The sequence below is a fragment of the Ruegeria sp. AP7 genome (assembly GCF_056539905.1).
On the sequence record NZ_JBQFVT010000011.1, the window covers coordinates 100,089 to 122,395 of the forward strand.

25 protein-coding genes are annotated in these 22,307 nt (G+C 57.4%); 8 read left to right on the plus strand and 17 right to left on the minus strand.

Annotation, left to right across the window (positions count from 1 at the left end; translation table 11 throughout):
• Window positions 1-3: 3 nt before the first annotated feature.
• Window positions 4-198: a hypothetical protein gene (locus ACR0KN_RS17565; RefSeq protein ID WP_170540628.1), complete on the minus strand. Its 195-nt coding sequence runs from the start codon at window positions 196-198 to the stop codon at window positions 4-6.
• A gap of 256 nt (window positions 199-454) precedes the next feature.
• Between ACR0KN_RS17565 and ACR0KN_RS17570 the strand changes: the two genes are divergently transcribed.
• Window positions 455-1,669 carry a bifunctional alpha/beta hydrolase/OsmC family protein gene (locus tag ACR0KN_RS17570; RefSeq protein ID WP_480655347.1) on the plus strand — a complete coding sequence of 405 codons (1,215 nt, stop codon included), beginning with the start codon at window positions 455-457 and terminating at the stop codon, window positions 1,667-1,669.
• A 529-nt stretch (window positions 1,670-2,198) separates the two neighbouring features.
• Here ACR0KN_RS17570 and ACR0KN_RS17575 read toward each other — a convergent pair.
• The 5 genes from ACR0KN_RS17575 to ACR0KN_RS17595 all read right to left on the minus strand — a co-directional run bounded on the left by ACR0KN_RS17575 (window position 2,199) and on the right by ACR0KN_RS17595 (window position 4,665).
• On the minus strand, window positions 2,199-2,543 hold the full coding sequence (locus tag ACR0KN_RS17575; RefSeq protein ID WP_170472280.1) for a hypothetical protein: 345 nt from the start codon (window positions 2,541-2,543) through the stop codon (window positions 2,199-2,201).
• A 10-nt stretch (window positions 2,544-2,553) separates the two neighbouring features.
• Window positions 2,554-3,111 (minus strand): hypothetical protein, encoded by a 558-nt coding sequence (locus tag ACR0KN_RS17580; RefSeq protein ID WP_480655349.1) that lies wholly within the window; start codon window positions 3,109-3,111, stop codon window positions 2,554-2,556.
• Between the two features lie 139 nt (window positions 3,112-3,250).
• The gene (locus ACR0KN_RS17585) at window positions 3,251-3,838 is read right to left on the minus strand and encodes a biotin transporter BioY (protein WP_010442062.1); all 588 of its coding nucleotides are present in this window, start codon (window positions 3,836-3,838) and stop codon (window positions 3,251-3,253) included.
• A 75-nt stretch (window positions 3,839-3,913) separates the two neighbouring features.
• Complete coding sequence (locus ACR0KN_RS17590) at window positions 3,914-4,336, minus strand: DUF6314 family protein (protein ID WP_480455778.1); 423 nt, start codon at window positions 4,334-4,336, stop codon at window positions 3,914-3,916.
• A complete protein-coding gene (locus ACR0KN_RS17595) occupies window positions 4,333-4,665 on the minus strand; it encodes a hypothetical protein (protein WP_480655352.1) in 333 nt (110 codons plus the stop codon). Before ACR0KN_RS17595 ends, ACR0KN_RS17590 begins: the two co-directional genes overlap by 4 nt.
• A gap of 88 nt (window positions 4,666-4,753) precedes the next feature.
• On the opposite strand from ACR0KN_RS17595, the gene purB reads away from it, so the two are divergent.
• The 4 genes from purB (at window position 4,754) to ACR0KN_RS17615 (ending at window position 9,145) form a co-directional block, all read left to right on the plus strand.
• Window positions 4,754-6,058, plus strand: a complete 1,305-nt coding sequence (purB, locus tag ACR0KN_RS17600; RefSeq protein WP_480655354.1) for an adenylosuccinate lyase — start codon at window positions 4,754-4,756, stop codon at window positions 6,056-6,058.
• Between the two features lie 374 nt (window positions 6,059-6,432).
• Window positions 6,433-6,975, plus strand: a complete 543-nt coding sequence (locus tag ACR0KN_RS17605; RefSeq protein ID WP_480655356.1) for a tetratricopeptide repeat protein — start codon at window positions 6,433-6,435, stop codon at window positions 6,973-6,975.
• Between the two features lie 66 nt (window positions 6,976-7,041).
• Entirely contained in the window at window positions 7,042-8,136 is a 1,095-nt protein-coding gene (locus ACR0KN_RS17610; RefSeq protein ID WP_480655358.1) for a flagellar motor switch protein FliG, read from the plus strand.
• An 85-nt stretch (window positions 8,137-8,221) separates the two neighbouring features.
• Window positions 8,222-9,145 (plus strand): lysophospholipid acyltransferase family protein, encoded by a 924-nt coding sequence (locus tag ACR0KN_RS17615; RefSeq protein ID WP_170473356.1) that lies wholly within the window; start codon window positions 8,222-8,224, stop codon window positions 9,143-9,145.
• On the opposite strand, the gene ACR0KN_RS17620 is transcribed toward ACR0KN_RS17615, so the two are convergent.
• Window positions 9,146-9,847: a DUF1223 domain-containing protein gene (locus ACR0KN_RS17620; protein ID WP_480655360.1), complete on the minus strand. Its 702-nt coding sequence runs from the start codon at window positions 9,845-9,847 to the stop codon at window positions 9,146-9,148.
• 226 nt (window positions 9,848-10,073) lie between these two features.
• On the opposite strand from ACR0KN_RS17620, the gene acnA reads away from it, so the two are divergent.
• The 3 genes from acnA (at window position 10,074) to ACR0KN_RS17635 (ending at window position 15,201) form a co-directional block, all read left to right on the plus strand.
• Window positions 10,074-12,764 (plus strand): aconitate hydratase AcnA, encoded by a 2,691-nt coding sequence (gene acnA, locus ACR0KN_RS17625; protein WP_480655362.1) that lies wholly within the window; start codon window positions 10,074-10,076, stop codon window positions 12,762-12,764.
• Between the two features lie 117 nt (window positions 12,765-12,881).
• Window positions 12,882-14,384: a BCCT family transporter gene (locus ACR0KN_RS17630; RefSeq protein WP_480655364.1), complete on the plus strand. Its 1,503-nt coding sequence runs from the start codon at window positions 12,882-12,884 to the stop codon at window positions 14,382-14,384.
• 115 nt (window positions 14,385-14,499) lie between these two features.
• Window positions 14,500-15,201, plus strand: a complete 702-nt coding sequence (locus ACR0KN_RS17635) for an SDR family NAD(P)-dependent oxidoreductase (protein WP_480655366.1) — start codon at window positions 14,500-14,502, stop codon at window positions 15,199-15,201.
• Here the strand turns inward: ACR0KN_RS17635 and ACR0KN_RS17640 are convergent.
• The 10 genes from ACR0KN_RS17640 to yajC form a co-directional block, all read right to left on the minus strand.
• Window positions 15,196-15,738, minus strand: coding sequence for a DsbE family thiol:disulfide interchange protein (locus ACR0KN_RS17640; protein WP_010442051.1), 543 nt, complete (start codon window positions 15,736-15,738; stop codon window positions 15,196-15,198). The two genes, ACR0KN_RS17635 and ACR0KN_RS17640, sit on opposite strands and share 6 nt — an antisense overlap.
• Window positions 15,731-15,889, minus strand: a complete 159-nt coding sequence (gene ccmD, locus ACR0KN_RS17645; RefSeq protein ID WP_010442050.1) for a heme exporter protein CcmD — start codon at window positions 15,887-15,889, stop codon at window positions 15,731-15,733. The genes ACR0KN_RS17640 and ccmD overlap by 8 nt, the downstream gene beginning before the upstream one ends.
• Complete coding sequence (locus ACR0KN_RS17650) at window positions 15,886-16,659, minus strand: heme ABC transporter permease (protein WP_010442049.1); 774 nt, start codon at window positions 16,657-16,659, stop codon at window positions 15,886-15,888. The genes ccmD and ACR0KN_RS17650 overlap by 4 nt, the downstream gene beginning before the upstream one ends.
• Before the next feature lie 61 nt (window positions 16,660-16,720).
• On the minus strand, window positions 16,721-17,377 hold the full coding sequence (gene ccmB, locus ACR0KN_RS17655; protein ID WP_074733966.1) for a heme exporter protein CcmB: 657 nt from the start codon (window positions 17,375-17,377) through the stop codon (window positions 16,721-16,723).
• On the minus strand, window positions 17,374-17,988 hold the full coding sequence (ccmA, locus tag ACR0KN_RS17660) for a heme ABC exporter ATP-binding protein CcmA (RefSeq protein ID WP_480655369.1): 615 nt from the start codon (window positions 17,986-17,988) through the stop codon (window positions 17,374-17,376). Before ccmA ends, ccmB begins: the two co-directional genes overlap by 4 nt.
• A 130-nt stretch (window positions 17,989-18,118) precedes the next feature.
• Complete coding sequence (locus ACR0KN_RS17665) at window positions 18,119-18,472, minus strand: Mth938-like domain-containing protein (protein WP_170472307.1); 354 nt, start codon at window positions 18,470-18,472, stop codon at window positions 18,119-18,121.
• 10 nt (window positions 18,473-18,482) lie between these two features.
• Window positions 18,483-19,229, minus strand: a complete 747-nt coding sequence (locus ACR0KN_RS17670; protein ID WP_480655372.1) for a TSUP family transporter — start codon at window positions 19,227-19,229, stop codon at window positions 18,483-18,485.
• On the minus strand, window positions 19,222-20,190 hold the full coding sequence (gene secF, locus ACR0KN_RS17675; RefSeq protein ID WP_010442044.1) for a protein translocase subunit SecF: 969 nt from the start codon (window positions 20,188-20,190) through the stop codon (window positions 19,222-19,224). The genes ACR0KN_RS17670 and secF overlap by 8 nt, the downstream gene beginning before the upstream one ends.
• Before the next feature lies 1 nt (window position 20,191).
• Window positions 20,192-21,853: a protein translocase subunit SecD gene (gene secD / locus ACR0KN_RS17680; RefSeq protein ID WP_010442043.1), complete on the minus strand. Its 1,662-nt coding sequence runs from the start codon at window positions 21,851-21,853 to the stop codon at window positions 20,192-20,194.
• Between the two features lie 33 nt (window positions 21,854-21,886).
• Window positions 21,887-22,174 (minus strand): preprotein translocase subunit YajC, encoded by a 288-nt coding sequence (gene yajC, locus ACR0KN_RS17685; RefSeq protein ID WP_480655374.1) that lies wholly within the window; start codon window positions 22,172-22,174, stop codon window positions 21,887-21,889.
• Between the last annotated feature and the right edge of the window lie 133 nt (window positions 22,175-22,307).

The window sequence follows — 22,307 nt, forward strand, 5'->3', positions numbered from 1 at the left end:
GCGCTATTTCGACCAGTGAGATCGCCTGACGTTACCGTGCCAATCCTCGGGCGCGGTGATGATCTGTGTTTCCTGGGGCAAGGTGCTCAGTGGCCAGTTTTGCCCAAGCGCGAAACCGATTGCGCCCGTCAGTAGGATCGCAATCAGTACTCCGGGACGAATTGCCGGACTCAGAGGTACAGGTGTCGAATGTGCCATTTTGGCCTCCACAGAGAGTCATTAGAATGACTATTAGTTGGGAGGCGACAACAAATAAGTAAAATGAATATTTTTACGGCAATACATCACCAATCTTGATTTATCAGGCTCTTTGACGAAAATTGTACAAAGAACTTGGTGCCCAGATAAGATCACTTCCCGATCTCTCACCTTCCCGTGACGCGCCTGACACAAGGGTTGAGCCGCCCGCCCTCAGCGCACAGTATTGTCGAAACCTGACAACCTAGGAATAATCATGCCCACCGAACGCACTACCTTTGCCGGTCACGACGGCAGCCAACTGGCCGCGCGCCTGGATTTGCCAGACGGGCCGGTTCTGGCGACGGCGTTATTTGCACATTGCTTTACCTGCTCGAAAGACATTCCGGCAGCACGGCGAATTTCGGCGCGCTTGGCGGCGATGGGCTTCGCGGTCCTGCGGTTCGATTTTACCGGCCTTGGTCACTCGGACGGCGAATTCGCCAATACGACATTCACCTCGAATGTCGAGGACCTGATCAAAGCCGCAGAATACCTTGCAGGCCGTAATATGGCACCGTCGCTTCTGATCGGCCATTCGCTTGGTGGCGCTGCCGTATTGCGAGCACGCGCAGGAATTCCGTCAATCAAAGCCGTGGTAACGCTCGGCGCACCCGCCGACCCCGGCCATGTGTCCCACCATTTCGAGGCCGCCTTGCCCGAAATCGAATCTCAAGGCAGCGCCGAAGTGTCGTTGGGAGGGCGTCCGTTCCGCATTGGCAAGGCGTTTGTTGAAGATATTTCGGCAACCGCGCTCACTCCGGCCATTTCTGATCTGAAAGCTGCCTTGCTGATCCTGCACGCACCACGCGACAGCACGGTCAGTATTGACAATGCCAGCACCATCTTCACGGCGGCAAAACATCCCAAAAGCTTTGTTACACTCGATGATGCCGACCACCTGATCACGCGTGCACAGGATGCGGATTATGCGGCTGATGTCATCACCGCGTGGGTTTCCCGCTATGTCAAGCTGTGCCCTCCGGCCCCGCCACCTGGGGCACCGGAAGGTGTCGTCCGCGTGACCGAGGCAGACCCGTCGGGTTTTCTGCAGGACATTCAGTCAGGCCCGCGTCATCACGCGGTCGCGGACGAGCCCGCATCTTATGGTGGTTCGGATCGGGGCATGTCACCTTACGGGTTCGTGTCGTCCGGGTTGGGGGCATGTACCTCGATGACCATTCGCATGTATGCCCGCCGCAAGCGCTGGCCGCTGACTGGTATCACGGTCGATGTCTGTCATGATAAAGTTCACGCGCAGGATGCCGGGCTTGCCAGCGAAGGCAAGGTCGATCAGTTTCGCCGTAAAATTCGGCTGGAGGGCCCGCTGGACACGGATCAGAAGGCCAAGCTGCTGGAGATTGCCGACAAATGTCCTGTTCACCGAACTCTTGAAGGCTCGGCCCATATCACGACTGAACTTCTGCAGTAAAATGCGGTTGGATCAGGGCGCTTTCCAATCTGTCGAGTGCGTCTCTCGGCGTCTGGTAGCGCCAATACCGCTCTTGACCCCACCAACAACCGAGATCGAATAGACACATCCCCTCTGATCGAACGAAATCTCCATAAAAGCATCGCGGATATCTTGTCCAAACGGTCCGCGTGAATGTCCGGCAAAACCAAAGTCGCCCATATTATCTTCTATCTCGTCGATAATATCTTAGGGAGTGGCTCTGGCATTTAGATCAATGCGAAACGGGTTCGGCAGACCGATATTAGGCACAATCAGGATCCCGCAGAACGCAGCTGCGATGGCTCTTAGCTGTTCTTCAGTCAGCATCGTCGACTCCTTTTGGCAAAGGTCGAGCGGGCTGTGACGTTCGATGCAGTTGTTATTACGGAACTTCTAAATCAAGCCCGCCCATTTGCACTCTGTCACAGATTTGCAATTCGCATAATCTGTGGGGCCTAACGTACCAATCCCCGATCGGGTCGGGGCAGACCAATCTGCCCCGAATCCTTCAGCGACGTCTTGGAGACGGCCGATGGATCGGCGGCCGCGCCGCCGGGGGGCGCGCCACTGGGGGATGCGGGCGCGTAGGTGGTTTGGCGACTGGAGGTTTGGGCCGCTGCGGCGGATTCGGGCGCTCCGGGCGGTCAGGCCTGTCGGGTCTGTCGGGTCGATTGATATCCACGTCTATATCGTGATCGTGGTAATAGTCATTCCACAGCATTGAGTCGTAGAATGGGTCATAGCCGACGCCATACCCTACCCCGACCGTTACGCCATCGCAGGCTGACAATGTGAAGGTTGCAGCCCCCAGTCCCAGCGCCAAAACTGAGCGTTTCATCACTTTGCGTGTCATCCGGGCCTCCTTACTGCAAAGACCGGAACGACGCGAAAACGGCGTTCAAGGCATCAACATAAGACGGGTCGGCCCCGTCCCGCAGGATCGCAACCCCAATGGCCACACGGTCGCGCGGCAGGTCGATCACGGTGGCGGTAAAGTTCACTCCGCGCCCATCTCGATTGCCAGTGCCTCGAATAACCTGGGCAGGCCGCCCACCAATCCTTGTATCGCTCGTACTGGTCACGGTCGGGTCTTTGACGAGGAATTTGTCGATATCCTCAAGATAGCGCAGCCCGCCCTGAATGCTTGAAACCCGCGATGGGGAGACGAACCCCATCCAGACATTATCGTCAGTCACCGGTCTGATCCCCATGACGCGCGAAATCGCACGGGCATCGCCCAGACTGGTATCCTCGATCTCACGCGGGCCACCGGTGCGCAATGTCCAGAAGTCGGGAACCTCAAAGCGGAACAGGGCGCGCCCTTTATCGGTGTAGGTCACCGGTGTGTCGGCTTGCACAGGCGTTACAGCCAACCAAGTCACGGCACTTGCCGCAAGCGCCAAGCTTAACAAAATACGCATATCTCAATAACCTGATCAGTTTTCTGGTCTCAGGTTGCCCACGCAGATTGACTTTGTCCAGTATCCTATTCTGCAGACAATAAAAAACCCGCGTTCGGAAAGCTCCGAACGCGGGTGTGTCTTGCGCATGAGCGCGCTATCAGGTGCGTGCGTCGCCCAGCAGTTTCCACAGACCGGGGATCAGCAGAGCGGCCAGCGCCAGCTTGATCGCATCACCCAGCAGGAACGGTGTCAGGCCCCATTCCAAGATCGGCTTGTCCCAGCCATACAGCTGACCCAACCACAGCAGTCCCGGCACGTAGATCAACACGTTGGCCAGTACCAGCGCTAGCGCCAGCTTGCCGACCGAGCGGTCCCAGCCGCGCGCGGCGAGTGCGCCCAGCAGAATGGTCGCCATCAGGTAACCGACAAGATAGCCACCGGTGCCACCCATCATGTAGGTCAGGCCGAATTTTTCGGCCGAGGAACCCGCAAACACGTCAAAGCCCAGAGCGCCAACCAGCAGGTAACCCAGCATCGTGATCAGGCCAAGGCGCGCGCCATAAGCGGTGCCGATGGTCAGAACGGCGAATGTGCCCATGGTGATCGGAACCGGCCACATCGGCACTTTGATTTTGGCAGCAACAGCCAGAGCAACGATACCCAGGGCAACCAGAGCCACCTGCTTGACGCGCAGCGCCGTCCCCTCACGCGGGCCAAAAGCATTGGCCAATACGTTTGCGTTCATCTCATTTCTCCACATTCGGACTTATTTGCAACTGCAGCAATGCCCGTTCCGAAGCGTTGCTGCAAGATGATTACGCTATCGCAGCGCGTATTTGGTCTCCATTTCATAGGATTTTCGCGGTCCGGTCACTTTCCAACGGACAGTCCAGCGCGGCCATCCCGAGAAATCATATACTGCATCATAGCTGTCTGGCGGGCAATCGTGGTGGTCCTCGGCGCGGGGCTGACCTAGCTGGAGTGCGTGAAAAAACCGGTCATCGTCGAAGTGAATGGCAATCTGATCCCCAGCATCACGCCAAAGGTATCGACGCGTTCCCGTCATTGCAGGCTGCCCCGGGATGCGCAGCGTGACCGTCTCGTCATACACCAACCCCAGCGCATCTTGCTGCAACTCTGCTTGACCATCCGCATGAATGATCTGGCCCGCACGCTCATCCCGGATGAGGCGTGTCAGGCTCCAAACCCCTTGGAAATCCGCGATATTCCTGGGTAGGTTCACTTCACAAAGGTTCCGTCAGTCGTATTGCCTGCATCATCTACAAACCGGATCGTATCTCCGCTTTGCTCCACATCGTAGCAAGCCCAGATTTCCGATGGCGGCCAGACCGAACAATACCGATCCTCACGCAAAGCCCAGCGCCCCGCGCTAGGGCGACCGGAAAAGTACTGCGTGTGCATGCTGTCATCGAAGGTCTGGCTGATACCCTCACCGTAGTCGAGTTTCTTGCCCATAAGCGCCATCAGGATTTCATCCGCTGTCAGCCGCCGAAACTCCTCGGCGGATAAAATTCCCGGCCAAAGCAATAAAATCAGGGCAAACCGTCTCATCCCAGCACTCGCGCCTTGTTCCTTGGTGAATGCGCAGCTAAACCCCGCGCCAACGCCTCATCCCAATCATAAAAAGGTGCTGCCGCCAATGATTCCCCGCTATTCCCGCCCCGAGATGGTCGCCATCTGGTCGCCCGAGAGCAAGTTCCGCATCTGGTACGAGATCGAGGCCCATGCCTGCGACGCCATGGCCGATCTGGGCGTGATCCCGCGTGAAAACGCCGAGGCGGTGTGGAAAGCCAAGGACGTCGAATTCGACGTTGCCCGCATCGACGAGATCGAAGCCGTTACCAAGCACGACGTCATCGCCTTCCTGACCCACCTGGCCGAACATGTAGGCAGCGAAGAGGCCCGTTTCGTGCATCAAGGCATGACTTCCTCCGACGTGTTGGACACCTGCCTTAACGTGCAGCTCACCCGTGCCGCTGACATCCTGATCGCTGATCTCGAAGGTCTGCTGGCCGCCCTCAAGCGCCGCGCTATCGAGCACAAGAACACGATCCGCATCGGTCGCAGTCACGGTATTCACGCAGAGCCGACTACCATGGGCCTGACCTTCGCGCGTTTCTATGCCGAGATGGACCGCAACCTGTCCCGCATGCGCGACGCCCGCGCAGAAATCGCCACCGGCGCGATCAGCGGCGCAGTCGGCACCTTCGCCAACATCGACCCGCAGGTCGAAGAGCATGTCTGCGACAAGCTTGGTCTGGTTCCTGAACCGATCAGCACGCAGGTCATTCCGCGCGACCGTCACGCGGCCTTCTTTGCCACGCTGGGAGTGATCGCCAGCAGCATTGAAAACATCGCCATCGAAATCCGCCACATGCAGCGGACCGAAGTGCTGGAGGGGGCCGAGTTTTTCTCGATGGGACAAAAGGGCTCGTCGGCCATGCCGCACAAGAAGAACCCTGTGCTGACCGAGAACCTGACCGGTCTGGCGCGCATGGTGCGTGCAGCAGTGATCCCAGCGATGGAAAACGTGGCGCTCTGGCATGAACGCGATATCTCGCATTCCTCGGTCGAACGCATGATCGGGCCGGACACCACCATCACTCTGGATTTTGCCCTTGCCCGCCTGACAGGGGTGATCGACAAGATGCTGATCTTCCCCGAGAACATGCTTGAAAACATGAACAAGTTCCCTGGTCTTGTGATGAGCCAGCGGGTTCTTCTGGCGCTGACACAGGCAGGGGTCAGCCGCGAAGATGCCTATGCCATGGTTCAGCGCAACGCGCTGAAGGTCTGGGAGCATCGTACCGATTTCAAAGAGGAACTGCTGGCCGACGCTGATGTAACCGCCGCGCTGAGCCCGGAAGAGATCGAAGAGAAATTCGACCTCGGCTACCACACCAAACACGTTGATACGATTTTCGCGCGCGTGTTCGGCGAATAAACCCGGACCGGATTTAGGCAAGGCCCGGCCTGTTTGTTCAGGCCGGGCCTTGTTTCTTTGCCAGATTGGCAAAACTCGGGTAATCTGCTGGCATCTTTTCCGCGAAAGGAAAACACGATGCTAAGAACTGCTCTATGTGCAATTGCTTTGATTTGCGCAGGCACCGCCGGGCTTGCTTGCAGCGGTCATGCAAAGCAAACCCAGTCCTGTGCGGAAGGCACGACATGGGACAGCGAAAGCCAAAGCTGCATGAAAATCGTCAATAGCTGACATTTTTATTTCCTGCTTGTGAATAAAAGAGATCGGTCAATCGTTAGCTTTTTTGTAGATCACGCTATGATTGTAACAAGTCACTTTGACAACGGAGTAGGAACATGCGTCTCGTACTAGCCTCGGCCATCGCTCTTCAGGCCTTTACCTTCGCACCCATGGCAATTGCTGCGGGTGGTGGTGATAGCAGCCCACCCAAGCCGACAAATACCACCAAGAAGTGCCTGTTTGGTCGAGTTTACGACGAGTCTGCAGGGCGCTGTGTTAAACCAGACAAATCCAAGTTCTCCGACGATCAGTTGTATGACGCCGTGCGTGAGTTGGCCTATGATGGGCAATATGAGAACGCGCAGGGAATTCTGCGTATCATGAACCAAGATGACGATCTGGTGCAGACCTATTGGGGCTTCACCTATCGCAAAATGGGTGAGTTGGAACTGGCCAACACCTTCTATCAGAAAGCCATCGAAACAAACCCTGATAACATCCTCGCCCGTAGCTATATGGGTCAGGGCTTTGTCGCCGAAGGAAAGACTGAACTGGCCATAGCGCAATGGCGCGAGATCAAGGCGCGCGGCGGTGAAGGTACTTGGGCCGAAGCATCGCTGCGCGAGGCTATTCGCACCGGGCTGACCTATAGCTACTGAGTTTCAGGGTTTCTTTACCTGAGTCTCGCTAATCTACCTGTAACGCAATATTGGCAATGCAGGCAGATGCAGGATACGAAACTAATGGTACAGATGGCGCCGGGTGCTCAGGCCCCGGCGGCAGACCAAGAGAACGACGCACCACGCGTCATGCCTCGTAATCTCAGCAATCAGGAAAAGGCTGCGGTTGTTGTCCGGCTTCTTCTGAACGAAGGCGCGGATATCCCGCTTGAGGAACTGCCTGACCTGCTGCAGGAGCAGTTGACCCATCAACTGGGTCAAATGGGACTGGTTGACCGAGTGACGCTCGCGGCTGTCGCACAGGAATTTGCCGATGCGCTTGATGGTGTCGGTCTTTCATTCCCACATGGGCTGGCCGGCGCTCTGGATGCTGTGAATGGCAAAATTGCCCCGGCCACCGCTGCCCGGTTGCGCAAAGTGGCGGGGGTACGCCAGATCGGTGACCCATGGCAACGCTTGCGCGAGGTATCCGCAGAAGATCTGGCCGAGATGGCCAGAGCGGAAAGCACCGAAGTCGCAGCCGTCATGCTGTCAAAACTCGAAACCGCCAAGGCCGCCCAGTTGCTGGGCCACCTGCCCGGTCCCACGGCGCGGCGAATAACCTATGCGGTATCGAAAACGGCCAACGTGACGCCTGAGGCGGTTGAGCGGATTGGTTGGTCCTTGGCTGCTCAATTGGATCAACGCCCCGAGCCCGCCTTTCGGGACGGCCCGGGTAAGCGTGTGGGCGCGATCCTCAACCAGACCGCTGCGGCGACGCGTGATGGTTTGCTGACCGCACTGGATGAGGAGGACGCCGATTTTGCCAATACCGTCCGGCAATCGATCTTCATCTTTTCGCACGTGCCTTCCCGCATCCAATCCCGCGATATTCCTGCAATTCTGCGCAGCGTGGACCAACCTGTTCTTGTCACCGCACTTGCCGGGGCCAGCACCGACGAAGACCTTGCAACGGTCGAGTTCTTTTTGGCAAACATGTCCTCTCGCATGGCAGATAATCTGCGTGAAGAAATGGCCGAACGTAGCAAGGTCAAACAATCCGATACCGAGGATGCGATGTCTCAGGTCGTCGCCGCCATTCACGCCCTTCTGGACGAAGGCGCGATTACACTTGTCGAAACGGACGAGGCTGAAGAATAATCTGGCCCGGCGCGGCTACTTGTGATCGCACGATGAGGACTGTATGTCTGAGCGCGCAGTTCACAACACTCAGGTGTCCTTCCCCATGCCCGTCGAAAAGTCGGAACTGAGCCGCTTTGAGCTTGGAAAATACTACATCGCCAACTTGTTTCTGACCGGTGTGATCGGCTGTATGCGCCTGCTGCCATACGAGCGCCGTATCGGCGCGATGGGAGCAATTGTTCGCTGGCTTGCGCCTTTGGTTGGTTTCCGGACCCGTGTGCGCCGCAACCTGAAACTCACCTGCCCCGACTTACCCGAGGCCGAGGTCAAACGAATCTGCCGCGCCGTGCCTGACAATGCTGGTCGCGCGATCATGGAGCACTTTTCGGCCGATGGTTTCATTGATCGGCAAAGCAAGGCCAAAGTTTCTGGATCGGGTGTCCAGGCGTTTGATACCGCCGTCGCCGAGGGACGTCCGGTGATGATGATCACTGCGCATTTTGGTCATTATCTGGCAGCGCGCGTCGCTTTGCAGGCCCGCAGCGGTCGACCCATCGGCTGCCTTTATCGCCGCATGGCTAACCCGTACTTCAACGACATGTATGTCGAAGCATTCCATCAGACTGGTTCCCCCATGTTCGAACAGGGGCGCCGGGGCATGGTTGAGATGGTCAGGTCGCTCAAAAGCGGAGGTATTATCGCCATCGTATCCGATCTGCATGCGCATGGCGGCGAAGAGTTGACCTTTTTCGGCAAACCCGCCGTGACTTCGGTGCTGAACGCGGAACTTGCGATCAAGTACAAGGCCGTGCTGATCCCCTGCTATGCGGTGCGCCAACCCAATGGGATCGATTTTGACATCGTCCTGCACGACCCGGTCCCTCATACCGATGCCAAAAGCATGACCCAGTTCACCAATGACGATCTGGAGGCGATGGTGCGTCAACATATGGGGCAATGGTTCTGGATTCACCGCCGCTGGAAGGCCTGGCGTGGACTAGGCGTTCAACCCAAAGACATGCCTTGATTATTCGACTCTTGCCGCAGCGACGATCGGACCATGCTCTGTACGTTGGATCAGAACTACCGCCGGTAAATCCGATGACAGCGACGCAGTGAAGCTCTGCGGTGTTTGGCCATCCCAGTGACCGGCCACCTGCCAATTCTCAACCACATTCGCATAATCCAGTTCGTGCCCAGCCAGTTCCCCACGCCGGATTGAGGCGTGACGCATCGGTGAGTACTGCACGACCCGCACATCATAGGTTTCATCTTGCGCCAACTCGACCGGGACAACGTCCACAGTCACGTCGTTAGCCGTACGCGTGGCGCTAACCTCGGCTTGGGGCGCTGCGGTCTGGTGCGCGTCGATCAGCCGTTCCAACTCAAACGACTTTGCACCCACCACGTCCTGCTGACCGTTCACAACCATCTGAGGTGTATAAATCATCGTCCGCCCACCTTCGCGCGCATAGGCTCTCTGACGCTCCGTATGGTCGGGATCAGCATATTCGTCTTTCCACCCAATATAGTCCCAATAGTCCACATGCAGCGCCAGCCCGATCACATCATCCCGCTTGGCCAGTTCATGCATGATCCGGTCCGCGGGCGGGCAGGACGAACACCCTTGCGATGTAAACAGCTCGACAACAACCGGATCATCCTGAGCGTCTGCTGAAACGGCAAGAAAAAGCGAAACAAACGCGGTCACGGCGGCTGATCTATACATTATCTCTCTCAGTTTTCGCGGAGTGCTCAACTGGTTTAGATCGAAACTGAAAAAACTGCCAATCAAGGTTTCTTGAGACCGAAGCCTTCAATCCTCGACCAAATGTGTGCAATGGTATACAATTTTCCATGTATGCGACCCGTTGCACCTTGAAACAACGCGTGCCGTGATGCAGATAGGCCATAGCGAACTCCAGTATCCAAATCATTCGAGAGGGAGGCCAAAGATGCCCATCAAGGTCGGACAGGACACAACCCAAACACGCCGCAGTCTGAGCGTGAATGGTAAATCCATTTCCTATTACTCGATTCCAGCTGCTCAAGAAGCAGGCCTGGGTGATTTCTCGAACCTGCCTGCCGCGCTGAAAGTGGTGTTGGAAAACATGCTGCGCTTCGAGGATGACGGGTTCTCGGTCTCCGTAGATGACATCAAGGCCTTCGCCGAATGGGGCGCAAATGGCGGCAAGAACCCACGCGAGATTGCCTATCGCCCTGCCCGTGTGCTGATGCAGGACTTTACTGGCGTCCCGGCTGTGGTTGATCTGGCAGCGATGCGCGACGGCATCAAAGCGCTGGGTGGTGACGCACAGAAAATTAACCCGCTCAACCCGGTTGATCTGGTCATCGACCACTCGGTCATGATCGACGAGTTCGGGAACCCGCGCGCATTTCAGATGAATGTAGACCGCGAGTATGAGCGCAATATGGAGCGCTACCAGTTCCTCAAATGGGGTCAGAGTGCATTCAATAACTTCCGCGTTGTGCCCCCGGGCACAGGCATTTGCCATCAGGTGAACCTTGAATATCTGGCCCAGACCGTCTGGACCGACACGGATCAAAGCGGCGAAGAAGTTGCCTATCCCGACACACTGGTCGGCACCGACAGCCATACCACCATGGTGAACGGCATGGCCGTTTTGGGATGGGGCGTTGGCGGGATCGAGGCTGAGGCCGCGATGCTGGGTCAACCGATCTCGATGCTGATCCCCGAGGTTGTGGGCTTTGAACTGACGGGTTCGATGGTTGAAGGAACAACCGGCACAGACCTTGTTCTGAAGGTCGTTGAGATGCTGCGCGAGAAAGGTGTGGTCGGCAAATTCGTCGAGTTCTACGGCGAAGGACTGGACCGGCTGCCTCTGGCCGACCGGGCGACCATCGCCAACATGGCCCCCGAATACGGCGCGACCTGTGGGTTCTTCCCCATCGACGGCGAAACCCTGCGCTACATGCGCAATACCGGGCGCGATGAGGATCGTCTGGCATTGGTCGAAGCCTATGCCAAGGAAAACGGGTTCTGGCGGGATGAGAATTACAGCCCGATCTACACCGACACCCTGTCGCTGGATATGGGCACGATCGTTCCCGCGATCTCGGGCCCGAAACGTCCGCAGGATTATGTCGCGCTGACCGACGCCAAAGCCGCTTTCACCAAGGAAATGGCAGAAACCTTCAAGCGCCCAATGGGCAAACAGGTCGAAGTCAAAGGTGAAGAATATGGAATGGAGTCCGGCAAGGTCGTGATCGCCTCGATCACCTCTTGCACCAATACGTCGAACCCCTATGTCATGATTGGCGCTGGTCTGGTGGCGAAGAAAGCGCATGAGCTGGGCCTGAACCGGCAGCCTTGGGTCAAAACCTCGCTGGCCCCCGGATCGCAGGTGGTGTCCGAGTATCTTGAATCCGCTGGCCTGCAGGAACATCTGGATGCGATCGGATTTAACCTTGTGGGCTATGGCTGCACCACCTGTATCGGTAACTCTGGACCGATCCAGAAAGAAATCAGCGAAGCGATTGCCGAGGGCGATCTGGTCGCGACCTCGGTTCTGTCCGGGAACCGGAACTTTGAAGGTCGGATCTCGCCTGATGTACGCGCCAACTATCTGGCCTCACCGCCGCTGGTTGTCGTTTACGCACTGGCGGGCACCATGGATATCGACCTGACATCCGAGCCAATCGGCAAGGACAAGGACGGTAATGATGTCTTCATGAAAGACCTCTGGCCGAGCCAAAAGGAAATCTCCGATCTGGTGCAGGAAACCGTGACGCGCGAGGCATTCCAGTCGAAATATGCCGACGTCTTCAAAGGCGACGAGAAATGGCAGTCGGTTGAGACCACCGATGCCGAAACCTACGACTGGCCACCTGCTTCGACCTACATCCAGAACCCACCCTATTTCCAGGGCATGGGACATGAACCCGGCACAATCTCGAATATCGACGGGGCGAAGGTGCTGGCCGTCCTGGGTGATATGGTCACCACCGACCACATCTCACCCGCTGGGTCCTTCGCGACAACAACTCCGGCCGGTAAGTACCTGATTGAACGTCAGGTTCAGCCGCGCGAGTTCAATTCCTACGGGTCGCGCCGTGGCAACCACGAGGTCATGATGCGCGGCACGTTCGCCAATATCCGCATCAAGAACGAGATGCTGGACGGCGTTGAAGGCGGTTATACAAAAGGACCCGATGGCGAGCAGACGTCGATCTATGACGCGTCAATGGCCTATCAGGCCGATGGTACGCCGCTGGTTGTCTTTGGCGGCGAACAATATGGTGCGGGATCTTCTCGTGACTGGGCGGCCAAAGGGACCGCTTTGCTGGGCGTCAAAGCCGTGATCGCTGAGAGCTTTGAGCGTATCCACCGCTCGAACCTCGTCGGAATGGGTGTGATCCCGTTCGAGTTCACCGGCGGCGACAATCGCAAGAAGCTGGGCTTGAAAGGCGATGAAACCGTCTCGATCCACGGATTGGATTCGGTTGAACCGCTGCAAGAGGTGCCCTGCACAATCGTCTATGGCGATGGGGCCGAGAAGACCATCACCCTGAAGTGCCGCATCGATACCGCGCCCGAAATCGAGTACATCGAAAACGGCGGTGTGCTGCAATATGTGCTGCGCAACCTCGCAAAATCTCCGTAACGCAATAGCTTACAACCCAATCTTAACCCTCGGCCCAGCGCCGGGGGTTTTGTTTTCTGGCCATTCATTCAAAAATCTGAAACTGTTGGGCGAAAGCACATCTGGAACCCAATCACTATGAAAAAACCTAACGCCTTGCTGGTTTGCTCGCTCAGCGTCATCTCGGTGATCGGGGTATGGGGCGTGATCGATATCCAGAGTTTAGTATCCTGGGCCAACGGCATCGTGCAGCAAACCTTCCACAGTCGCGGCTGGTTCGTGATGCTCGCGGCCTCGGGCATGTTGATCGGGTGTTTGGTTCTGGCATTTTCGCCCTATGGCAACATTCGTTTGGGCCGGGATAATGAAGAGCCCGAGTTCTCGACCGCCACTTGGATCTCAATGCTGTTCTCGGCCGGAATGGGCGTCGGATTGCTGTTCTGGGCTGTCGCCGAGCCACTAACCCATTTCAATTTCATCTCAGGCATGGCCCCCGATTATGTTGCCGCGCAGCAGGCGATGCTGGCGACGAACTTCCACTGGGGCCTGCACGCCTGGGCGATTTACGGCTCCACCGCGCTGACCATCGCTTATTTCAGCTTTCGGCGCGGGACGGGCATGATGGTCAGCGCCCCGATCAAAAGCCTGTTCCCCGGAGAACGCTGGGCCGAGCGCGTGGGTTGGCTGTCGGACTTCATGGCCATCGTCGCAATCGCCATTGGCGTTGGCGGCTCCATGGCCATGGGCGTGTTTCAGGTTGCGGACGGGATCGCGGTTCTGGGTGGTCGGGAAACGGTTGGTGCCCTTCTGATCGGTGTTGTTTTCCTGGCGATGGTCGCAGCGTATATCCCTGCTCTATTGATCGACCTTGGCCAAGGCATGGCGCGCTTGTCGAATGCAGCAATGCTGATCGCGATCTGCCTGGTGGCCTACACAGTGGTCCTCGGCCCCACCGAGTATCTGTTGAACACTGTGGTTCAGGGGTTTGGCGATTACGTCACCAATGTCATCCCTCGGGGCTTTCAGACCTTCACGTTCTTTGGCGATGACGTCACCAAATGGTTCAGCGACTGGACCCTGACCTACATGGTCTGGTGGATCGCCTGGGGTCCATTTGTCGGCGTGTTCGTCGCGCGCATCTCTCGCGGTCGCACGATCCGAGAATTCGTGATCGGAGTGCTCTTCGCACCCACACTGTTCTCGATCCTCTGGTTCGGCGCCTTTGGCGGCATCGGTCTGTTTGAGGCGCTCAACGGTGCCGGAGAGCTGTTGGCCTATACGCAAACAAACATCGAGCGTGTGACCTTCGCCCTGCTCGACCGTTTGCCGCTGTCGCTGATCACAACACTCGCAACCGTAGCCGCGGCGTTTCTGTTCATCGTAACCAGCGTCGTCAGCGCGGCCTTTGTGCTGGGCACATTCTCGACCGAGGGGGATGAAAATCCGCCACCGCGCGTGCGCCTGCTCTGGGGCGCATTACTGGGCCTGTTGAGCGTCGCGATGATCCTGTCGGGCTCGGTGGACTCGGTCAAAGTCCTGATTTCACTTGGAGCGCTACCCTTTGTGTTCATCTCGGTTCTGCTGATGGTCTGCCTATTCCGAGGGTTACGAGAGGAGGGGCAAACCCATGCTGATCGGTGATCTGACAGACACCCTGATGAACCTGACCACATTTGCCTTCATAGGCGCAATGATCTGGATTTTGGTTCGCAAGTAGCTGCTTGAATCTCTGCCGCTTTACCGATTTTCTGCGACTATGGAAAAAGTCGCATTGATAACCGGCGGCGCGCGCGGCATTGGGCGCGCAATCGTCGAAGACCTGGGCCGCGATCACCGCATTGCATTTACATGGCTGTCGAGCGAACCGATGCCAGATCTTTTGGTCGGGGATAAACTGGCTATACGTTCCGACTTGTCCGCGCCAGATCAGCCTGCCAAGGTGATCGAACAGGTAGTGCAGCACTTTGGGCGGCTTGATGTGATCGTCAATAACGCCGGTCTGGTGAAATCTACGCCGAAAGAAGAATTTCAGGCCGAGAATCATCGCGCCATTCTGGACCTTAACCTACTGGCTCCAGCCGCATTGTTAACCGCCGCGCTGCCGCATCTGAAACGCGATGCCTCAATCGTCAGCATCTCATCAATGAACGCGGTCCTGCCCCCCCGAGACGCAGTGACCTATGGCGCCAGTAAAGCGGCCTTGAACCTGTGGACCCGCGCCATGGCCAAAGAGCTTGGGCCCGAGGGGATACGGGTCAACGCAGTGGCGCCAGGCGCAATCAACATCCCCGAGGCTCCCCGGTCAGAGGAACTGACTGCTCTGTTTGTCAACGACACCGCCTTAGGACGCGCTGGAAGGCCCGAGGATATCGCCAAGGCCGTTAGATTCTTGGCCTCAGATGCCGCGTCGTTTATCACCGGCGAGGTGTTAACCGTGACGGGTGGCTATCGCTTATGAGCCCCCCGCGGCTTTCTCAAGCGCCGGGCGGATCGTGCTTTCGATCACCCGCTGCGTAATCGGCCCGGCCCAACGCAGAATAATCGTGCCCTCACCATCGACCACATAAGTCTCGGGCACGCCGTAGACGCCCCAATCCAGCCCCATACGACCCTGTTCATCCCGTCCGATCCCGGCATAGGGATCACCCAGCTCAGTCAAAAAAGCCTCGGCATTGTCCAGTTGGTCTTTGTAGTTGATGCCGTAAACCGGAATACCCTCGTCCGACAGGGCCTGTAGATTGGGGTGTTCGACGCGGCAAGGGGCGCACCAGCTGGCCCAGTAGTTGACCAGCTTAACCTCGCCATCACGTAGGGTGGCATCGTCGAAACCGGGTTTACCCGCGAATTCTGTCAGAACGACGGGCGGAGCAGGCTGCCCTTCGCGCGCCGAAGGCAAGGCATTGGGATCGTCGCGGAACATGCCGATTCCAGCAAGCACAGCGAAGGCTCCGAAAATCAGAGGAGGCGCGATCATCAGGGGCGAAATCTTAGCCATTGCGCGACATCCTCTGTTCGACTTTCTCCATCTCAGCCCGCACCTTGCGGCCTCGGATCACGCTGAATCCCACCAGCGCAATCAGAAGCCCGATGGATACAACATAGGACCACAAAACAGTATCGGCATATTTTCCAAGATCAGGGATCATCCGTTCACCCTTTCCCGCGCCATCAGCGCCTTGGTTCGACGGGCTCGGATTTCGGTGCCCGTGCGATAGAAGACCAGCGCGATAAACAGAAGCACAAAGCCGATGATACACAGGAGCAGCGGATAGAAGTAGATGTTGCTAACCTTCTCCTCGGTATCCGTACCTGTGATCGCCCCTGCACGCATCACGGAAGCCCCCTGATGCAGCCCCTGATTCCAGAAATTCACCGCATACCGGCTGAGGAATGCAAAGACCGAGCCCACGAGGCAAAGGACCGAGGTCAGATCAGCCGCGGTATCCGGATCTTCGATCGCCTCCCATAGCGCGACATATCCCAAATAAAACAGGAACAGAATCAGGAACGAGGTCAGGCGCGGATCCCAGGCCCACCATGTACCCCACATGGGCTGACCCCAGATCGCTCCGGTGGCCAATGCGATCAGCGTCATGACGATGCCGATGGGCGCAGCGGCACGGGCGGCCAGCGCACTGACATGGTGGCGACGCACCAGCCAGACCAGTGAGGTTGCCAGCATCATGATCCAGCAATTGATCGCCATCAGCGCGGCAGGCACATGCAGGTAGATGATCTTTACGGTCGAGCCTTGCTTGTAGTCATCTGGGGTAAAGAAAAAGCCCCAGATCAATCCTACGACCAGACATAGACCAGCGCCGATCCAGAAGAACGGAAGGACCCGTTCGCTGGTGGCGAGGAACTTGCGCGGGTTGGCGTATTCCCAAAGGGCGTTGGCTTTGGCTGCGATTGTCATGGGCCCTATCTAGTCCGAGTCGGCGTGGTTCTCAATTGACCTCAGTCAAGCTTTGTTCCCATCACCTAAGATTGATGCGCAGCACGGCGGCGCTGGCAAAGGGTAAAAGTGCGACCGTAGCGGCGGTAATCCCTGCCAGCATAAGCAGGGGCGTTTGCGTCTCCATACCTGTCGCACCGCGTCGGGCAACCTCGGCCCCGAAGATCAATGTCGGCACGTAAAGCGGTAAAACCAGAAGCGAAAGAAGCAGACCGCCCCGTTTCAGGCCCACGGTGAGGGCTGCGCCGAAGGTGCCGATAACGCTCATCGCCGGGGTGCCAAGCAGCAGTGAGATCACCAGCCACGAAAACCCAGGTACAGGCAGGTTTAGTAAAACGCCCAAAAACGGCGCAGCCAACACCAGCGGCAATCCTGTGGTCAACCAATGGGCTAGCGCTTTGATGGTGACGACCGACTCCAGTGGCAGCGGCGCGGTGGCAAGCAGATCAAGCGAGCCGTCTTCCCAATCCAGCGCCAGCAGACGGTCCAGCGAAAGCAGGCACGCCAAAAGCGCGCCCAGCCAAAGAACGCCCGGCGCGATGGTCGAAAGCAACGAGGATTGCGGGCCTACCGAAAATGGCACCAGAACGGTGACGATCAGGAAGAAAGCAAGACCGAGGCCAAAGCCACCCCCTGCGCGGAAGGCCAGTTTCAGATCACGCAGCAATAAAGCGATCACAGGAAGCCTCCGTCAAAATCGTCGATGGGTTTGGGTTTGGCCTTGTTGGGGCCAACGTCCAAAACCTCTCCGTCCAATCCAAGATCGATATGGGTCGCGATGAGGGCCGAACCACCCTGCCCCAGATGCGCGCGTACCGCATCCGCGAACATCTGCACGGCGTGACGATCCAGCGAGACCGTCGGCTCATCCAGCATCCAGATTGGACGCCCGGTAACCAGCATTCGCGCCAATCCCAGACGCCGTTTTTGCCCCGCCGAGAGATTGCCCGCATGACGGTCAGCCAACTCATTCAGCTCAAATGCATCCAGAGCATGCTGGATATCACGGATGCCAAAGACCGACGCCCAGAAGTTGAGATTTTCGACCACGGTGAGGGTCGGCTTTAACCCGTCAGAATGGGACGCGTAAGCGATTTGGTCTTCTGCCCCGTCGATCTGCCCCGTCAGCGGCGGCTGCAGGCCCGCAAGCGTACGCAGTAATGTTGTCTTTCCGATCCCATTCGGCCCCCGCAGGATCAGCGCCCTTCCGGCCTCAAGCGAGAAGCTCAGCCCTTCGAGCACGGGAACACCGCCGCGTGCGATAGCCAGATCGGTTACCTTCAAAGTCATGAAGCCCGCTTAGCGGATTGTGCGTGTGGGCAAAAGGTCGGAATTGCCGCAGAGCGGCTGGTTGGATCGCAGTGAGGGGCCGGCCCCTCACACTCCCTGGGATATTTTTAGCCAGATGAAGAACAGATCCTCAGACCGGAATTAGCGCAAGCGCAACGCGGCGGCCTTCGGAAAGCAGCACGTTGTAGGTGCGGCAGGCAGCCGGAGAGTTCATGATTTCGACACCCAGCCCCACCTCTTCTAGCCTAGTGCGTAGGTCGGTGGGGATGTGGGTCAGGTCTTTGCCCGTACCGATGAACAGAACGTCGACATGTTCGGATAAGGCCAAAAGCGGATCCGCCTCCGAGAATCCTGCCCAAATCGAAGTTCCGGTGGGGCCGGTCAAGACTGCCCCTTTATGAACCTGCCCACCGATCCGAAAGAACCCAGGGCCATAGCCATCGACGGGTTGAGCGTTTGTATATGTGATCTCATTTAAGCGCATGCGGAGGGTTCTAGCCCCAAAGCGGCAGGCCGGACAAGGCCGCTGTTGCGATCACCAGATAGGCTGCGGCGCGGTACAGCCTTTCATGTTCGGGTCGGAACATCCAGCCCCCCAGCCAGTTACCGGCGATGTTGGGGATCGCCAGCGCGAGGCCCAATCCAATGCTTGCCAGCGAAAGACGCTCCATCCCGCCGAGGTATCCAAGGATCAGCAAATCGAAAACAAACAGGAACAGTAGGATCGTCGCGCGGATTATCTCAACCGGCAATGTGCGCGACATGTAGAACAGGATGACAGCTGGTCCCGGTATCCCGGCCACTCCACCGAGTAGCCCCGCTGCCCCGCCAATTGCCACAACCATGCGGCGCCGCACCGTCCCGCGATAGCGCAGACCAAATATCAGTACGACAAGCATCGACAACGAGATCACACTGACCAAATAGCGAAATACTTCGGGTTGCGTGCGCGTAAGCAGCCATAAACCCACCGGCAGTACTAATGCACATCCGAGTAGAAGGCGCCCCAAATCTCCTATGTCAACGACAGACCATGCGCGGCGTAGGTTTGGGATGGGACCGAATATGTCCATAACTGTCAGCGCGATGATGGCACCGAAGGGACCAAGATAGGGGCTGGCGATGGGCAGGAATATCAGGGCCGTGCCAAAGCCGGAGAAACCGCGCACGATGCCCCCAATAAAAGCAGCGAAAATGAGTACGGCCAGACCGGTTGGGGTCTGGCCGAAATACTCAGGCATCAATGTTGGCAAATTGGTTGCCCGCCGTATTCGACGGTTTCGACCAGTCGCGTTTGACCCCCAGCCACAGCAGGATGGTCGAGGCCACGAAGACCGACGAATAGGTCCCGACAATCACGCCCCAGATCATCGCGAAGACGAAGCCGCGGATCACATCCCCGCCCAAGACATAGAGTGAAATCAACGCCAGCAGCGTGGTCACCGAGGTCATCACCGTCCGGCTGAGCGTTTCATTGATCGAGATATTCAAAACCTCTTTAAGGTCTTTCTTCTTGTATTTGCGAAGGTTTTCGCGAACGCGGTCAAAGACAACCACGGTGTCATTAAGCGAATAGCCGACAATGGTCAGGAGCGCCGCGATGATGGCCAGGTCAAAGCGAATTTGCAGTTCCGAGAAGATACCAATGGTCAGTATCACGTCATGCACCAGCGCGGCGACCGCACCCAGAGCAAACTGCCATTCGAACCGGAGCCAGATATAGACAAGCACCGCGCCGATGGCCAAGGCGACAGCAATCACTGCGGTCTGGATCAACTCGCCCGAGACCTTGGGGCCCACGGATTCGACCGAAACGAACTGAATGTCCGGCGCTGCAACAGTCAACGCTTCTTCAACGGCGGTCACGATTGCTGCAGACACAGCTTCGGCTCCATCCTGTGCCTGAATACGGATCATCGCGACGTTTTCATCCTCGCCAAATGTCGGATCGAAAATCTCCGTGATGGTCACGTCGCCAAGTTCCAGCGGCGCGATGGCGTCGCGATAGGCGCCCACGTCGATCTCTTGCGCGGATTGCGTGCGGATCGTGGTGCCCCCGCGGAAGTCGATGCCGAAGTTCAGCCCCTGCAGAAGGAACGAGGTAAACGCAATTACCATCATCAGGCCCGAAATACCCAGCCAGATCTTCCAGCGGCTGAAGAAATCGAACGAGGTGTTTTGCGGTACGAGTTTCAGTCTCATGTCAAACCTCGATCGTTTTCGGACGGCGGCGTTCGAACCAGATTACGATCATCAGGCGCGTTACAAAGATCGCGGTGAAGACCGAGGTCAGAATACCCAGACCAAGTGTAATGGAGAACCCGCGTACCGGCCCGCTGCCCATGGCAAACAGGATGGTTGCGGTGATGAAAGTGGTCACGTTCGCGTCCAGAATGGCCGAAAGCGCTTTTTCATAGCCCAGCTCGATGGCGCGCGCCGGACCTTTGGCGGATTTAAGTTCCTCGCGGATACGCTCGAAGATCAGTACGTTGGCGTCAACTGCCATACCGACCGTTAATACGATCCCGGCGATCCCCGGAAGGGTCAGCGTGGCACCGATCAACGAGAGCAGTCCGAATAGCAATCCCACATTCAGGATCAGCGCAATATTGGCGAAGATGCCAAACAGGCCATAGCTGAGCGCCATGAACACCAATACTGCGACAAACGCCACGATGGTTGCAACTTTACCCGCATCGATGCTGTCTTGCCCCAGCTCCGGGCCGATGGTGCGCTCTTCAAGAAATTCCAGGCCCGCAGGCAAGGCCCCCGCACGCAGCAGGACCGCCAGATTGGTGCTTTCCTCAACCGTGAAGTTACCGGTGATGATGCCGGAACCGCCAGGAATATGGCTTTGGATTACAGGGGCCGAGATCACCTCATCATCCAAAACAATGGCGAACGGCGCGCCGATATTTTCTAGCGTGTAGTCACCAAACTTGCGGGCACCAGAAGTATTGAAACGGAAGCTGACCGCAGGGCGTCCGTTCTGATCGAATGACGGTTGTGCGTCGACCAGCTCTTCCCCGGTTACCACCGGCGCTGATTCCAAGGTGTAATAAACCCCGTCCTCATCGATCGAAGGAACAACTTCTTCACCCACACCCGCGATGGCGTCAGGATCAGTACCGCGCCCCACCACGGGGTTGAACGTCAGCTGAGCCGTGGTGCCGATAATGTCTTTCAACTCACCTGCGCTACCGATGCCCGGCACCTGTATCAGTATCCGGTCAGCACCTTGGCGTTGGATTGTCGGTTCTCGCGTGCCGACTTCGTCGATGCGGCGACGAATAATCTCAAGCGCCTGACGCACCGTACGGTCATCCGAGGCGAGCTTTTCGGCCTCGGACAATTGTACAACAATGGTATCTCCTTCGGCGCGGGCTTCGATGTCAGTGGCCCCGACCCCGGTCAGTGTTTGCACCTGACGTGCCAGACCGCGCACGACTTCCAACGCGCGCGACATACCTTCGGGCTGACTGATGCGCACGCGAATCTCATCAGGGGCCGAGTCTTGGCGGCGAATGGTGCCTACCGTGGCGCGCTCATCGCGCAACGCATCGCGGATTTCGGGCCACATCGCCTCCATCCGAGATTCGTAGACGTCATCAACCTTAACTTCAGCCAGCAGATGCGCACCGCCGCGCAAATCGAGACCCAGATTGACAAGCGATGAAGGCAGCCAGTTCGGCCATTGCGCCGCCTCTGCCTGCATCTCAGGTGTATCGATGCCAAGCTCAATTGCGGCTTTGGCATCATTCGATTGCTCAACGCGTGTATAGAACGCATTCGGCAGGGCCAACAGTAGGCCGATCACGCAGACCGACCATATTAGGACCCGTTTCCAGGAATCAATTTGCAGCATTACCCTGCCTTTTCAAGGATTTGACGCGCGAACTTACTTCGCCGGTTCGGTCTTGTTCAGAACCTGAGCGATGGTCGATTTGACCACGCGAACCTTCACGCCTTCGGCAATCTCGACCTCAATCTCGTTATCGCCTTCCTTGACCTTGGACACCTTGCAGATCAGCCCACCTTGCGTGACAACCTGATCACCCCTGCGCACGGCTTCGACCATGGCCTGATGTTCCTTCATCTTCTTCTGCTGCGGGCGGATCAGCAGAAAATACATGATCCCGAAAATCAGGATCAGCGGGAGAAACTGGGCGATTGCGCCACCTTCCATGACATATTCCTTTGTTCTGGTAATGCAGAGGGCTCTCTGCAAAGTTGGCGCGAACCTATGCTTTGGTTCAGACGTTTGCAAGCAAACGCATCTGCAATTCACCTATCAAGTGCACAGGATTGATGCGGGACGT